A 15,779-nucleotide genomic window follows, 5' to 3' on the forward strand; every position below is an offset into this window, starting at 1 on the left:
ATTAGTCAAATTTATACTTGGTAAACCACTTATCGTTAAGCGTAAAGCCAAGGTGGATGTTAACGTAGTTTTCTTTAACCAAACCATTAACCAATGAACCTCGCTGACCAACTTCTGCAGCGATGTTGATTTTGTAGTAACTACCATTGTTTGAGCGAAGCGGTAAGCCTAAACCAATAGTACCGGCATACCTTTTAATGGTGCGGCCATTGATGTGCATATAGGTTTCATCATAAAGAGCGCCTAAACGGTAATCAACAGTGGCAAGGTAGTTTCTGATGGTTGAGATATTAGGTGTATATGAACCACCAATATTGAATGTTTTGCTATCCTGTAAGCCCTGGTTTACACCGGCAATTGACAAATCAGACCATTTACCCATCGAGTAATCGGCACCAACAAGAAACTTGCCGTCGTTTTGAAAAGAGATACCAAACCTGTTGATCTGCGGTAGTTTCAGTTTTGATTTTGGGCCGGTTGTACTCACCACACTATCGGCAGCTATGTCCTGATTACCGTTGGCATCATTAAAATACTGGCTAACAACAAAGCTGCTTTGCGTATGCAGCTTTGTACCTGCCGAAGCCGAATAGCCAAAAACCAGGTGTTTTGTTTCAGAAAAATCAAATGAATATTGCAAACCGTAATCGTAGTTGATACCACCAATGGCATTGCTCGATTCAATTTTTGAATTTATTGCACCTGCAAGATTAGGGATTTCGGTGGTGGCAATATCCTTGATATTACCAAATATGTATGACACGTTTGCGCCTAATAGCAAGTGCTTGCCTATACCAAAACCATATCCAAAATACGCTTTTGATAAGCTACCATCACCGCTGTAGCTGTAATTGGTTACGTTGGTATCAGCAGGCGAGCCTGAATTTCCCATTTTATTAACCGTTCTTTTATAGTTGTAACCACGCTCACTGTATGGCAACAAACCAAAGCTTAATGCCGAACGCTTTGATGTAGGGATAGCGAACGCGATATGATTAAGCCTGAAATTGCTATTTTTTTGACTTGCCGCGCCTGTTTGATTCAGTGTTAAAAAGTTTGCATACAAGCCCACATCAATAGTGGTAAGGTTAACCGCACCATATGATGCCGGGTTTATAACATTGATGTTATTGAAAAAACCTATTTTGTTGGTAGCAACAGCTATACCGCCCATACCTATATTCTGGCCCATGAGTTGAGGATCAATATCGCCAATACCGTAACGTGAATATGGAGAGCTTGAAGTTGCCGTTGATTGCGCGTGTGCAGAAAAAGCGGCAACAGCCAATAAAAGTGTTATAAAAAACCGGGTATATTTAATCATTATGCTTTTGTATAGCTGCGTTTAATCCTTTTAAAACCAAATATGGTTCAATTTTTATGTAGCGGGCAAAGATGCTATTTTTCAATAGAGTATCAAAAAAAATGCTGTCGCCCCCGCTTAGTATAATGTTCAGTTGCTCCCCGCCGGTTTTATAACTTTCAATAAAACCGGTAAGCTCATATTTTATTCCGTTTTGTACTCCCGAACGGATGGCGGTTGTTGTATTATTACCGTATGCTGTATCAAAATCAGCGTCGGCCTCAATAAGCGGCAAACCTGCCGTATAATGATTCAAAGCCTTATAACGCATATTTAAGCCCGGCGATATACTCCCGCCAAAATAATTCCCTTCGGCATCAACACCATCATAAGTAATGGCCGTACCGCCGGTTATTACCAGGCTGTTTTGCCCCGGGAACATGTGATATGCGCCTATAACAGCCGCCAGCCTATCGGGCCCAAGGGTTTCGGGGGTTAAATAATGGTTATTTATTCCGCTGGTCATTACTGTATTAAACTGAATCAGCGGGATTTTTTGCCCCAGTACGACCTGCCAGGCTTCTTTACTTTTTTTTACCGATGATACAATTGCCTTAACAGGGTTGTATTTGCTAAGTAAAACATCAAGAGCCGGCTCGTCAATGGTTTCATATTGGTTCGCCTCGAGCATTACATCCAGTTTAAAAACCGCGATTTTTATGAGGGTATTACCAATATCGATAACCAAACTGGTCATCAGGCCCTAACTATTGATAATATTGATTCAAAAATAGCTAAACCATCCTCGTTGGCTAACAAACCATCGGCAGCACGCTCAGGGTGCGGCATTAAGCCAAACACATTCCTGGTTAGGTTGGTTACGCCAGCTATGTTTTCCAATGATCCGTTAGGGTTTGAATCGGCGGTGATATTACCGGCCTCATCGCAATACCTGAACATTACCTGGTCATTATCATTAAGGGCTTTAATTACATCGGCATCGGCAAAGTAATTACCTTCACCATGCGCAATCGGGATCCTTAATGGTTGCTGAGGATCAAGTTGCGCTGTAAGCAGCGACTGTGATGTTTGCGGTTTTAAGTAAATGTTGCGGCAAATGAATTTGCGGTTGGTGTTGTGCAATAAAGCACCTGGCAACAAACCAGCTTCGGTCAGGATCTGGAAGCCATTGCAAATACCCATCACATAACCACCTTTTGCGGCAAACTGGATCACCTCCTGCATAATTGGCGAAAAACGGGAAATAGCGCCTGAACGCAGGTAATCGCCAAATGAAAAACCACCGGGTAAAACAACAAAGTCAACACCTTGCAAATCATGGTCTTTATGCCATAACCTTACTACTTGCTGACCCATTACTTTCTCTAATACATAAATGATATCTTCATCACAATTAGAACCGGGAAATATAACTACTCCAAACTTCATCAGAATTATTTTTTAAAATGGGTTGAACCTAAATAGCTAATTATTATAGTTTCAGGCTACAAAACTAACATAACCGCCGAAATAAGGACGAATGTAAAAGTTAAAATTTGTTAAACTGAAAGTAAATGATGCTGATAAACAACAGTAAATACAGTATTTCATAAAACCAGCGCTTTGTTGCATACAAAAAATAATAGGCAAAAAACACCGTTGCGGGTACCGCGCAAAGCAAAAAATGGCTCAGGCGAAACTCTGAATTAAGATAAAATGAAAGCGCCGTAGTCAGAAAAATAAAAAACAACAACTGAAATGTTTTGCGGATCTGTACGTAACTTTTAAAGAAATTTTGCTGCAGTTTAAAAAAACACAACACCAATATCAAAATAACCGGTGCCAGCAAAAGGTAGTTATAAGAGTTTATGCTGATATGATCCGGAAACTTTTTACCTAAAGGCAGCCAGATATGTGTAAAGCGGGGCAGCATATCGTTCAGGAAATAGATAACCGCCAGGAAAAAGAATACCGTTACATAGCCCAGTATCGAAATCACCCACTCCCGCCAGTTAAACGGACGGTACACGATAAGCGCGACCCAGATAGCTAAAAACAAATAAATAAACGGGAAATACACAAGCGAGCCCACCGCTACAATCATGCCCACATCATAAGTAGCCGATTTAACATCCTCCCCCTTATAAAGGTTGAATAATTTAAATAGCATCCAGATGAGCAGGAAATTACAAATGAGCGGGGCGCTTAGCGTTAAAAAAGGTGTGAACAGTCCCGACAGCGTAATATACATTAGCGCGGGTAAAAATGTGGGCTTGCCTAATAAGTTGTGGTGATTGATGAGTGAATTAAGCAATAATGCTTGCGCGAATACAAGTCCGCCCGCGATTATCACATTCAACAGGGGCGAAAACGCGTATTCATATTTTACCGGGACCAGCAGCCGGGCAAATGGTTCAACAAAAATAAATTCAACCTTTTCGGGGACTTGTGCCATATAACCCACCCGGAGCACGAACAGCAAAATAGCCAGCCATAAAATATTAAGGGGGTTATAGTTCCGGAAAAGATTGATCATATTATGCGGCCGTATTTGCGGTTGCAAAATTAGCAGAAAAACAGCTTACGTTGCAATGCTTTAAACTCTTGCGTATTGCTTTACCAGTTTATCAACAATAGCGGCTGTTTCGTCAGGAAAATCAACGATGATTTTTTTGCTGTCGTTTATCCAATTACTTAAATGGCCGTTGAATTTTTCATTGATTTCACTCACCACCGGAACGCCCAGTTTAGACGCCGAAAGCGCGTTGCATTGCTGCTCATATTGCCCTTTCATGGGTATCATCATTACCTTCTTTTGTAAAAACAAAGCTTCGGCAGGGCCTTCAAAGCCACCGCCGGTAAGCAAGCCGGTGCAGCTGGCCAAACTTTTATTGAAAGCCTCATTATTTACCGGGAAGATCTCCACGTTACCAGACTGATAGGCTTGTTTTTGCCGTTTTGAAAACACCTGCCATTTAACCTCTTTTTGTGTACTCAGGTACTTCAGCAGGGTTTTATCGTCATATGCCGGTAAATAAACGGTATAATGCCCCAGATCAGAAGTTTCCATCTGCCTGATCTCGCTGCGGATCACGGGCGTATTGATAAAAGTATCATAACGCTCAAAATGGAACCCTACATGATAAGTAGTAGGTGAATAGTTTTTTAAAAGCCATTGCGCAAAAGGGTCCTTTTTTTCGGGCCTCGGCGTATTGGGTGAAACAAATGAACACTGATGGCTTAATGAAACAGACGGCACGCCTTTTAATTTGCAGGCCCAGGCACTTACAGGTTCAAAATCGTTGATGATAAGATCATACTGTTTCAGGGGGAGGCTCCGCAAATCGCGTTGAAACTGGCGCAGGTTCATGATTTTCCAGGTGGCCCAGTTATCTACGCCACCATTAGTGCCAAATACAAAACTTACGCCATGAAACTTATATTTCAGGGGCTGAGATAACGAGACTTCCGCTTCGGTGCCGCTCACCAGCAGATCAACTTCACCGTATTGTTGCAGCAGGGGCACAATTTCCCTTGCCCGGCTGATATGGCCATTACCTGTTCCCTGTATACCAAACAGTATCTTCATTAAAATAATTTCTTTTCAAAAAGGATGATGATTGCGCGGCACAGGTGTAGCAGACGTGCTGGTTTACCTCCGTCAATATTCAGGGCGTTAATTTAGTAAAGAAAAATGTTTTCGCCGTGTAATTTAATCGTGTTCGTGCTTAAAACGCTCCAGCAGGTTTTTAACATCAAGCATGGCGTTCAAATCTTCCGAATCGGTTTTATCTTCTTCATCCGCATCGGTATTGAAATCATCAGGCTTATACCTGAATACTTCCCACTTTCCGTCGTTATACTCCAGTGCACTCAGGCTTTCTACCCAATCGCCAGAGTTTAGATAAAGTACCGAACCGTTATTTTGGGTTGATGTAATTTCCCTGATCTCGGCGTGGTGAATGTGGCCACAAATTACATAGCTGTATTGCTTATCAACAGCCAGGTCGGCCGCGGTTTGTTCAAACTGGTTTATGAATTTTACAGCCTCTTTAAAACTGGCTTTCACCTTTTGCGAAAAGCTCATTTTCTGCCTGCCAATAGCTGTCAGGAACCAGTTCACAAAACTGTTAATCAAAATAAGCGTATCATAACCCACCGCACCCAGTTTGGCAAGCCATTTAGAGTGCTGCATGGTAACGTCAAACACGTCCCCGTGAAAAATCCAGGCTTTTTTTCCGTCGATATTGAGCACAAGTTTATCAAGCAGCTGAAAAGTGCCCATGTTAAAATCGGTAAACTTCCGCAGCATTTCGTCATGGTTGCCGGTTAAATAATAAACCGGGATACCATCAGTAACAAACTTGAGGATACGGCGCACCACTTTCATGTGTGCTTCGGGCCAGTACGATTTACTAAATTGCCAAATATCAATAATATCGCCGTTCAGGATAAGGATTTTGGGCTTGATGCTTTTTAAATATTTAAGCAATTCTTTTGCGTGACAGCCGTAAGTACCAAGGTGCACATCAGATATTACTACAATATCAACTTCGCGTTTTGCCATTAAATTAAGGGGCTATTTTACAGGCCGGCATGATTTGGTTAGCCGGAAAAACAATATGTTATTAATAAAGCAACGATTACTCGTCGTCCTCATCTTCGTTAACTGTCAATTCATATGGACTTGCGTAGAAGCAGCCGACAAGTATCAGCAACCCTATAACTACCAAATAAGCATACTCAAAATTCATTACAAAGATTTTTACAAATGTCTGAAATCTAACATTATCCTACTGTTAAGACTACATTAAATGTAAAAGGTTACTTTGCTGCGCTAAATTTATTTTTTATCCTGTCGAGCTGTTTTAAGTGGTGCTGTAAATGGATGCGGATAAACTTAAACCATTGTTTGGCATTAAGCATACCCAGGCGGGGATGTTTGTATTTATTGGCCGGCGAAGAACCTGCAATAAGCGGCATGGTAGTGTCAACCCGTTTACGGCATTTTATGATCAGGTTTTTAGCATCTTCCTTACTGATTTTATTGGCAGCCATTTTATCGCTTACCGTATTAGGAACGGTTGTTTTAACGGGCGGAAACTTACCCAGCAGCAGCAAGATCCTACCTTCCCAGTTAATGCCTTTTTTGGTGGGCTCGCAATTACCATGCGTACAACGTTCAAGCGCTATTGATGAACCAAGCGTAGCCTGCATAATGTGACTATACACCTCCGCAAACGACCAGCCGCCGTTTGGCGGAGTAACATCAAACAACTCATCGGGTATGATATCCAGTTGTTTGCGGTATTCATCAAGGGCTGCATCAATAGCTTTACGTTCTTTGGCAATACTCATAAAAGTAAAGTTAACTCTTTTAAATGAGCAATCTGCACGGTTACATCATCCGGCTTTTCGAGGTTAAAAGGGTTAAAATAAATGGCGTCCATACCAAAATTCAACGCCCCGCGAATATCGGCCTCTATGCTATCCCCTATCATTACGCTTTCGGCTTTTGACGCGCCAGCCAGGTCAAGCGCATACTGAAATATCGCTTTATCGGGTTTATTGACACCTATATCTTCAGAAATGATGATGTTTTGAAAATATTTTGCAAGATCTGTTCCAGCGATTTTTATGCGGGTTGAATCTTTAAATCCATTTGAGATCAGGTGCAGGATATACTTCGATTGCAGGTATTGCAAGGTTTCGTGCGCGTGCGGAAACAGGTTGGTTTTAGTAGGGCAAAGTTTTACGTACTCATCCTCAAAATCAAGCGGCATCAGGTCGGGGTGCAGGCCAAGATCAATAAAAGTTGACTTGAAACGGGCTTCGCGCAATTCATCTTTGGTGATCTCTCCAACATGGTATTGCGCCCAAAGCCGGTGATTATTGCGGGTATAAGTTTCAATAAACAATTCGGCAGATTGCAGCCCTATCTCACCAAGTTGATGGATAACATATAACTCCTGCAAAGCTTCCTCAGCATTTTTATCAAAATCCCAAATGGTATGGTCAAGGTCAAAGAAGATGTGTTTATATTGTTTCATATCGGATTTCGGATGTTCGATTTCGGATTTGTTTAATTCCTTGATTTAAAATCGAAAGTCCAAAATTAAAAAATCTTAATTGCTAAATCCGAAATCCAAATTCCGAAATTTGAATTCCAAATAAATCAGCAACTACAATAGCTTCTTGTATTGCTGCTTAAATGATGATAATGGCACTATTACTGATTTATGTGTACCATTTTTATAAAGAAACAAAAACACGACATGGTCATAGTTTAAGAAGTTTTTCAATACATCTATCTGACTATTACCTTCTTTATCATTCGCATAACCATTAACCATTCTGGCGGTACAGTCGCTATCATCACATTTCTCAAATTTCAATCTTGCCGTTAAGCCTTTCTCAATCTGTATATTAAACTCCCCTGCTGAATTTTTTACGGTACGGGCAAAGGTTATAAAAATGCCGTTGGCTTGATTTATATCGCTCGGTATGATGACGGATATAAATGCGGGCCGGGCAACTGATTTATTTTTGGCTACCGTCATTGTCAAATATTCTGCTGCTCCATCATAATCAAACGGCACATCTAAAAACATAATTGAGCCTTTAGCTTCTGTTTGAACGTCCCAGGTGAGTTTCTTTTGCACGAGGTTTGCAATGTCCTGAAGGCTTTTGCTTTTACCCTGAGCATCACAAGTACTGACAAAACAAACAACAATAATTATAAACGCGAAAATAGGTTTCATGAAGATTTAGGCATAAGATCAATATAATGGAAAACAAAATACGATTAAACAGCAATATTAAACTCTAAAATCAAACCTACGCTTTCTCTCCAAAGGCCAGATCTCCGGCGTCGCCTAAGCCTGGTACAATGTAAGCTTTGCTGGTCATTTCGTCATCAACAGCGCAAACCCAAATTTTGGCTTTGGGCAGATTTGCTTTTACGTGCGCCACGCCTTCGGTACTGGCAATTACGGCAGCAATATGCAGTTCTTTTATGGAGTATTGGGCCATCAGCTCCTTGCAAACGGCTACAACGCTTTGCCCTGTGGCCAGCATGGTATCGCACAAAATAAAAATCTTATCATCAAGGTTAGGTGTAGCGATATGATCAACCTGGATCAGGAAGCTGCCATTGCGTTTCACTTTGCGGTACGCGGTAATAAACGCCGATGACGCTTGGTCAAAAAATTGCATAAAGCCATGATGAAACGGCAAACCAGCCCTTAATATAATGCCCAATACCGGCTCGTCGGCCAGCATGTTAACGCTGGCAGTGCCAAGCGGGGTCTGAATTTCTTTTGTTTCGTAATGTAATGATTTGCTTAGCTCATAAGCCAGTATAGCGCCCAACCGCTCCTGGTTGCGCCTGAAGCGCTCTTTATCCTGCTGGATAACTGCATCCCGCAATTCGGCCAGAAACTGGTTGGCAATGGTATCGGTTTTATTGAGGACGAAAATCATGCTTAAATTTAAGCGTTTTTCGGCAATAGCATCATTATTTGTTTATTAAATGTCATATCGGGTCGTCCGTAACAAATTTTATTTTGAATATATGTAGTCAACTACGTAGATTTGTACATAAATATTAAAGTCATGAATACTACACCGGTTATAAGCTCATTAAACAATACCTATTGCCAGCAAATCATTGATATCATTTTGCCAATTCAGCAAATAGAGTTTAACGTGCCCATTACACTTGAAGCCCAGCCCGACTTGTTGGATATTGAATCAAACTACCACCAAACCGGCGGCAATTTTTGGGGAGCTACATATAATGAACAACTTGTTGGCACTATAGCCCTGATTGCTTTTGGAGATAATGCCGCGGCTATCCGCAAAATGTTTGTGCTTAAAGAATACCGCGGCAAGGAGCTGGGCATTGCGCAACTATTGCTGGATAATCTCATAGCCTATTGCAGGCAAAACAATATTACATCCATTTACTTAGGGACTGTTGAAGTGCTGAAAGCCGCTCATCGCTTTTATGAAAGAAATGGCTTTACACGGCTTGCCAAGCATGATTTACCAGAATCATTCCCGCTTATGGCTGCGGATACTATTTTTTATGAATTACATTTGAACAATTAACAACGGAATAATGAATGTTATTGACGAATCGGGAATTTTAGCGATTTCAACAAGGCTGCAGCGCCTGGCCGAGCAGCTGCGTAAAGAAGGCGTACTCATTTACAAAGCCAACAATATTGAATTTGAACCCAAATGGTTCCCGGTTATTTATACGTTGCATTTTAAGCCGATGCTGAGCGTGGTAGAAATTGCAGCCGAAATTGGATACACTCATCCTTCAACAATAAGCCTGTTAAAAGAGTTGGAAAAAGAAAAACTCATCCGCTCAAAAAAAGATAAGGCCGACGAAAGGAAGCGGCTTATTACGTTAACAACAAAAGGCCAGGAACTTATAGAACGTATGAAACCGGTTTGGGAAATTATAAAAGCAGCCGCCGCCGAAATTGCCGATACCCAGAACAACCTGATGAAGGCCATTACCGAAGCCGAAGAAAAATTAAAACAGCAAAGTTTTTTGGATAGGGCACTGCGGTTGAAAGCGAAGATGTAAATGATTACCACTGGTCACAAGTTAAAATCATCTTAAAAACCATGTCATTGCGAGGAGCAGACAGGGCCGTGCAATGGGGCGACGCGGCAATCTCGTCGTTATGCCTGTGCGGTATGCAAAGCCGCTAAGCATAGCTACGAGATTGCCACGCTATCGCTCGTAATGACATAACTTTCTATTTTATTACCCCCGGCACAACAATGTTGACATACGGTTGTCATTACCATGTACTTATTTTGATTTACAAACCCTGTTTCTGGATTATTTGTATTTTTACATAACAACATGGATTTTCAATTAACATCTCAATATAAACCCACCGGCGATCAGCCCGAAGCTATACGGCAGCTGGTTGAAGGTATCAACAATGGCGACCAGTATCAAACCCTTTTGGGTGTTACCGGATCGGGCAAAACGTTTACAGTTGCCAATATTATAGCACAAACGCAAAAGCCTACACTCATCCTGAGCCACAATAAAACACTGGCGGCACAGCTGTACGGCGAATTCAAACAGTTTTTCCCCGAAAACGCTGTGAACTATTTTGTATCTTATTACGATTATTATCAGCCGGAGGCGTTTATCCCGACTACAAATACCTACATCGAAAAAGACCTGCAGATCAACGAAGAGATAGAAAAGCTCCGTTTACGTACTACGTCAGCTTTAATGTCGGGCAGGCGCGATGTTATCGTGGTTTCCTCTATATCATGCATCTACGGTATGGGTAACCCTGACGACTTTGCAGATTCGGTTTTCAAATTTGCCGTGGGTACCCGCATCAGCAGGAATGCTTTTTTGCACCGCTTGGTGGAGATTTTATACGCCCGCACCACTGCCGATTTTAAACGCGGAACATTCAGGGTAAAAGGCGACACGGTGGATATTTTTCCGGCCTACCTGGATTACGCCTACCGCATCTCCTTTTTTGGCGATGACATTGAAGAGTTAAGCACCTTTGATATTGGCACCGGGAAAACCCTGGAAAAAATGACGCACATGGTGGTTTATCCGGCCAACCTGTACGTGGCGCCCCGTGAGCGTTTCCTGCAATCCATATGGGCCATACAGGAAGAACTGGAAACCCGTAAAAAGCAATTTATTGACGATGGCCGTTTCCTGGAAGCTAAACGATTGGAAGAAAGGGTTAATTACGACCTAGAAATGATCCGTGAGCTGGGTTACTGTTCAGGTATCGAGAACTATTCCCGCTTTTTTGACGGACGTAAGCCCGGCGCAAGGCCATTCTGCTTGCTTGATTATTTTCCGGAAGATTACCTGATGGTGATTGACGAAAGTCACGTAACCGTTCCGCAGATCAGGGCCATGTATGGCGGTGACCGTTCGCGCAAGATCTCATTGGTAGATTATGGCTTCCGCTTGCCGGCCGCTTTGGATAACCGTCCGCTTAATTTCCAGGAGTTTGAAAACCTGGCCCCGCAAACTGTTTACGTAAGTGCTACCCCGGGCGATTTTGAGCTGGAAAAATCGGGTGGTGTTGTGGTTGAACAGGTTATTCGCCCTACCGGACTCCTTGATCCGGTTATCGATGTTCGCCCGGTAATAAACCAGGTAGACGACCTGCTTGACGAAGTAGATAAAACCATTAAAAAAGGTGATCGTGTATTGGTAACTACGCTTACCAAACGTATGGCCGAAGAATTGGCCAAATACATGGACAGGCTGGGCATTAAATGCCGTTACATCCACTCAGAGGTTAAAACCCTGCAGCGTGTGGAAATTTTACGGGGCCTGCGCCTTGGCGAATTTGATGTACTGATAGGTATCAACCTGCTTCGTGAAGGCCTTGATTTACCAGAAGTATCATTAGTAGCCATTTTAGACGCCGATAAAGAAGGCTTTTTAAGATCGGAACGTTCATTGATCCAGACCATCGGTCGCGCCGCCCGTAATGACCGTGGCCGGGTGATCATGTATGCCGATACCATAACCGATTCGATGCAGATAACGATGGATGAAACCAATCGTCGCCGTGAAATCCAGATAGCCTACAACACATTACACGGCATTACACCGCTAACCGTTGGCAAAACGCGCGAGGAAATTATGGAGCAAACATCGGTGGTTGACTTTAAAGGTGGCGTACAACAGGCCTATGTGGAAACAGATACCGTTACCCTTGCTGCCGACCCTATTGTTCAATACATGACCAAGGCCGATCTGAAAAAATCAATCGACAATACCAAAAAAGATATGCTTGCCGCCGCAAAAAATATGGATTTCCTTTTGGCAGCCAAGCTACGCGACGAAATGTTTGCTTTGGAAAAAATGATGGAGGAGAAGTTTTAGATTACAGATTTCAGATGTGCAAATAGGTAAATTTCAGATGTGCAAATTCCAAATGTGCAGATGATTGTCTGAACCTGGATTTATCGGATTTTTGGATTGATAGAATTAGCAGCTGTTTTTTTCATTTGCATATTTGCACATCTATAATCTGCATATCCATTAATTTGCACATCTGCACATTTGAAATTTGCACATTAACGACTCAAATCATAATAAAACATTTTTAACGTTATATACCTTATATTTGTAAGCTCAAAATTAACAGTATGATTCTTATTCGTTTCCTGATCATATCTATCTGTATATTATACATAGTACGCAGCCTGGCGCGTTACCTGTTGCCATTCCTTTTTGAAAGCGTTGTAAATAAAGCGCAACAACAATATCAACAGCAGCAACGTAATTATAACGAAGGTCCAAAACCTGACGGCAAAGTGAGGATTGACCATATTCCGCAGCCTAAAAAAGGCAGTGTGCCCGATAGCGAAGGTGAGTTTGTTGATTACGAAGAAGTAAAATAACCTAAATCAATAAATCATGGACACCAACCCGGTATTTAACAGGCGTCATAACCATAACAATACGCCCGCCTCGGTAACACTTATTATCACCAACTTTATTGTATTTGGCCTGTCCACCCAAATGTTCACTTCGTGTGCCGGCATTAACACTTTTTTCTGGGTGGTTTTGGCGGCTTTGGCTGTATATAATTACTTTACCATTCGTAAATACCGCGAAGATTATGACAAACCCCAGGTCATAGCCTACGTGGTGAGCCTTGTTGTAATGATAGGCTTATATTTTGTTTTGCGGTACGCACAACACTGCTAACAAATTCCTTAACAAAACTTATAATTCCTATTCTCATTGTAATTTCTATTTTTGAGGAATATAATATCCATTTCAAAAAATTTAAATGAATAACTGGTTTAAGCGTAACGGCATTCATTTTGCCATAGCTGCAATTTTCTTAGTGATCTGCTTTATATTTTTAACCCCGGCTTTCCAGGGAAAAACGTTAGGCGGTAATGACGTTACAAGGGCACAATCAACCCAAAAAGAAATTAATGATTATAAGGCCAAAGATACCACCATATTGTGGACCAACCAGATTTATGGGGGTATGCCAACCTACCAGGTATGGGCGCCTTATAAAGCTAATTTAACTACATGGGTAGTTAGCGCTATTAATTACACTTTCCCAACCCCTGTTGGTACAGTACTGTTATTCTTATTAGGTACATACTTTTTATTTATAGTGTTAAAGGTGAATCCATGGCTTGCGGCGGCGGGTGCGGTAGCGTTCACCTTTTCATCCTATAATATTATTTTGCTGGTTGCCGGTCACGCAAACCAGGCCTTTGCTATTGCATTTTTCGGGCCGATACTCGCAGGTATTATCCTTACACTTCGCGGCAAACATTTATTAGGCTTTTCAGTAACCGCGTTGTTCCTGGCATTAGAGATCAGGGCCAACCACATACAAATGACCTATTATTTGATGCTGGCCCTATTAATCATGGTGGGTATTGAGCTTTACCATGCTATAAAAAACAAAACGCTGAATGACTTTTTAAAATCATTAGGCTATGTTGCTGCTGCGGTACTACTTGCCGTTGCTGTAAATGCGTCTATCCTGTGGAGCACTGCTGATTACGGTAATGAAACCATTCGTGGTAAATCAAACCTTACCAGGCAAGCGGCAGAGCCCAACAACGGTTTAGCCCGCGACTATGCTTATGAATGGAGCCAGGGTGTTGGCGAGTGTATCACCTTCCTGATCCCTAACGCTTACGGTGGCGGCGAACAAGGTTCTACTGATCCGGATTCGCACGTTATCAAAACACTTGGTGCAAGTGGTGCTGATCCTAACCAGGTTGCCGGTATCTCTGCTAATTATTTGCCACTGTACTGGGGTAACAAACCATTTACTGCAGGTCCGTTTTATTTTGGCGCTGTAATTTGTTTACTGTTTGTATGGGGCTTAATGATCGTTAAAAACCGCATTAAATGGTGGTTATTGGGTGCGGTTGTATTAACGATGTTGCTGTCATTCGGCAGGAACTGGCCTTATCTATCTGATCTGTTCTTTAACTACTTCCCGCTTTATAATAAATTCCGCGCGGTTGAATCTATACTGGCAGTTGCCGGTTTCTGCTTCCCAATTCTTGCCGTGCTGGCAGTTAACGAAGCTATAGTGAATGAAGACAAGGCAAACCTGTTCAAAAAACTAAAAATCGCGTTTTATATAACTGGTGGCATTGTGCTGATTGTAGCCGCGGTACCATCCCTGCTTTTATCATTCAGCGTTAGCGAACAACAGGCTGGCGTTATCGCTCAAATTGGCCAGGCATTGAAAACCGATAGCTCAGCGATAACCCGTGCGTTAATTGCCGACAGGGAATCAATGGCACAGGCTGATGCTATCCGTTCGCTTATTTTCCTTGCGGTGGCATTTGGTATTGCATGGGCTTTCCTTAAAAAGAAGATCAACCCAACAGTTGCCTCTCTTGCTTTCTTAGCCTTGATCCTTGTTGATCTTTGGGGTATCGATAAACGCTATTTAAACCATGATAGCTTTGCGCCAAAACAGGATAACGAAACACCACAGCCACGCGAGGTTGACCAGTTTATCATGAAAGATAAAGATCCTGATTTCAGAGTATTTGACGTTACCCAATCAATCAAGGGCGATGGACTGACACCGTTCTTCTATAAATCATTAGGTGGCTATTCGGCCGCAAGGTTAAAACGCTGGGAAGAACTTGTTGACAACCAGCTAAGCAAAAGTATTAACCAGGATGTTTTGGATATGATGAACGTTAAATACATCATCAATTCTGATCCAAAAACACAAAATGTAGGCATGCAGGTAAACCAAACCGCTTGTGGTCACGCGTGGTTTGTTAAGAGTATTAAATATGCTGATAATGCCGATCAGGAAATGGTTGCCATCAGCAGCTTTACACCAAAAGATGAGGCCATTGTTGATAAACAATACAAAAGCATTATCGACGAAAAAACTTTAGGTGCCGGAGCCGGTGAAGGAAAAATTGAGCTTACCAGCTACTCACCAGATCACATGGTTTACCAAAGTGGTTCTACTGCATCACAGATAGCGGTATTCTCTGAAGTATACTATAATAAAGGCTGGAAAATGTATATCGACGGTGTTGAAAAACCTTATTTCCGTGCCGATTACCTTTTACGCGCCGCTCAGATCCCTGTTGGTAACCACAAAATTGAGTTTATATTCCACCCGGCATCATACTACACCGGCGAGAATATCTCTTTAGCAGGTTCAATCCTGCTGGTACTTGCCTTAGGTGGTGCCGCTTATACCGAAAACAAAAAGAAAACTCCGGCTGCAAAACCGGCTGATAAAAAAGCATAAACATTAAGCTTAGAAAGAAAAAAGCGATGGGCAATGCTCATCGCTTTTTTTGTGGGATTTACTCAATCAACTCTTTTACTGGCGCAAGTATGAAGGGATGGGAATTGCGTAAAGGCTACTTGTGCCATCGTCGACAAGTAGCGATTGCCCACAAACGGCCCTACATACTT

The 15,779-nt window shown here is 42.1% G+C and carries 16 protein-coding genes; 6 read left to right on the forward strand and 10 right to left on the reverse strand.

From position 1 onward, the window contains the following. Position 1: 1 nt before the first annotated feature. The 10 genes from DEO27_RS20400 to upp all read right to left on the reverse strand — a co-directional run bounded on the left by DEO27_RS20400 (position 2) and on the right by upp (position 8,785). Positions 2-1,324 carry a hypothetical protein gene (locus tag DEO27_RS20400; RefSeq protein WP_112575657.1) on the reverse strand — a complete coding sequence of 441 codons (1,323 nt, stop codon included), beginning with the start codon at positions 1,322-1,324 and terminating at the stop codon, positions 2-4. Further along, positions 1,317-2,060: a type III pantothenate kinase gene (locus tag DEO27_RS20405; protein WP_112575658.1), complete on the reverse strand. Its 744-nt coding sequence runs from the start codon at positions 2,058-2,060 to the stop codon at positions 1,317-1,319. The genes DEO27_RS20400 and DEO27_RS20405 overlap by 8 nt, the downstream gene beginning before the upstream one ends. Next, positions 2,060-2,752, reverse strand: a complete 693-nt coding sequence (gene purQ / locus DEO27_RS20410; RefSeq protein WP_112575659.1) for a phosphoribosylformylglycinamidine synthase subunit PurQ — start codon at positions 2,750-2,752, stop codon at positions 2,060-2,062. Before purQ ends, DEO27_RS20405 begins: the two co-directional genes overlap by 1 nt. Before the next feature lie 100 nt (positions 2,753-2,852). Next, positions 2,853-3,839, reverse strand: a complete 987-nt coding sequence (locus tag DEO27_RS20415) for a DUF6427 family protein (protein WP_112575660.1) — start codon at positions 3,837-3,839, stop codon at positions 2,853-2,855. Positions 3,840-3,899: 60 nt separating this feature from the next. Next, a complete protein-coding gene (locus DEO27_RS20420) occupies positions 3,900-4,892 on the reverse strand; it encodes a glycosyltransferase family protein (protein WP_112575661.1) in 993 nt (330 codons plus the stop codon). Positions 4,893-5,015: 123 nt separating this feature from the next. Continuing rightward, on the reverse strand, positions 5,016-5,870 hold the full coding sequence (locus DEO27_RS20425) for a UDP-2,3-diacylglucosamine diphosphatase (RefSeq protein WP_112575662.1): 855 nt from the start codon (positions 5,868-5,870) through the stop codon (positions 5,016-5,018). A 257-nt stretch (positions 5,871-6,127) separates the two neighbouring features. Next, positions 6,128-6,661 carry a DinB family protein gene (locus tag DEO27_RS20430; RefSeq protein ID WP_112575663.1) on the reverse strand — a complete coding sequence of 178 codons (534 nt, stop codon included), beginning with the start codon at positions 6,659-6,661 and terminating at the stop codon, positions 6,128-6,130. Next, positions 6,658-7,353 carry a YjjG family noncanonical pyrimidine nucleotidase gene (locus DEO27_RS20435; RefSeq protein ID WP_112575664.1) on the reverse strand — a complete coding sequence of 232 codons (696 nt, stop codon included), beginning with the start codon at positions 7,351-7,353 and terminating at the stop codon, positions 6,658-6,660. The genes DEO27_RS20430 and DEO27_RS20435 overlap by 4 nt, the downstream gene beginning before the upstream one ends. 132 nt (positions 7,354-7,485) lie before the next feature. Next, positions 7,486-8,064, reverse strand: coding sequence for a hypothetical protein (locus DEO27_RS20440; protein ID WP_112575665.1), 579 nt, complete (start codon positions 8,062-8,064; stop codon positions 7,486-7,488). Between the two features lie 76 nt (positions 8,065-8,140). Next, complete coding sequence (gene upp, locus DEO27_RS20445; protein WP_112575666.1) at positions 8,141-8,785, reverse strand: uracil phosphoribosyltransferase; 645 nt, start codon at positions 8,783-8,785, stop codon at positions 8,141-8,143. A gap of 132 nt (positions 8,786-8,917) precedes the next feature. Here upp and DEO27_RS20450 point away from each other — a divergent pair, with 132 nt between their 5' ends. From DEO27_RS20450 to DEO27_RS20475, 6 genes are all read left to right on the forward strand, one after another. Continuing rightward, positions 8,918-9,415, forward strand: a complete 498-nt coding sequence (locus DEO27_RS20450; protein ID WP_112575667.1) for a GNAT family N-acetyltransferase — start codon at positions 8,918-8,920, stop codon at positions 9,413-9,415. Between the two features lie 10 nt (positions 9,416-9,425). Next, positions 9,426-9,905 carry a MarR family transcriptional regulator gene (locus tag DEO27_RS20455; RefSeq protein WP_112575668.1) on the forward strand — a complete coding sequence of 160 codons (480 nt, stop codon included), beginning with the start codon at positions 9,426-9,428 and terminating at the stop codon, positions 9,903-9,905. 285 nt (positions 9,906-10,190) lie between these two features. Beyond that, complete coding sequence (gene uvrB / locus DEO27_RS20460) at positions 10,191-12,215, forward strand: excinuclease ABC subunit UvrB (protein WP_112575669.1); 2,025 nt, start codon at positions 10,191-10,193, stop codon at positions 12,213-12,215. Positions 12,216-12,481: 266 nt separating this feature from the next. After that, the gene (locus DEO27_RS20465; protein ID WP_112575670.1) at positions 12,482-12,736 is read left to right on the forward strand and encodes a DUF4834 family protein; all 255 of its coding nucleotides are present in this window, start codon (positions 12,482-12,484) and stop codon (positions 12,734-12,736) included. Between the two features lie 16 nt (positions 12,737-12,752). Next, positions 12,753-13,046, forward strand: coding sequence for a hypothetical protein (locus DEO27_RS20470; RefSeq protein WP_112575671.1), 294 nt, complete (start codon positions 12,753-12,755; stop codon positions 13,044-13,046). A gap of 85 nt (positions 13,047-13,131) precedes the next feature. Then, positions 13,132-15,609, forward strand: a complete 2,478-nt coding sequence (locus DEO27_RS20475) for a hypothetical protein (protein WP_112575672.1) — start codon at positions 13,132-13,134, stop codon at positions 15,607-15,609. Positions 15,610-15,779: the final 170 nt, after the last annotated feature.

The organism is Mucilaginibacter rubeus, from assembly GCF_003286415.2.
In the GTDB taxonomy this organism is placed as follows: domain Bacteria; phylum Bacteroidota; class Bacteroidia; order Sphingobacteriales; family Sphingobacteriaceae; genus Mucilaginibacter; species Mucilaginibacter rubeus_A.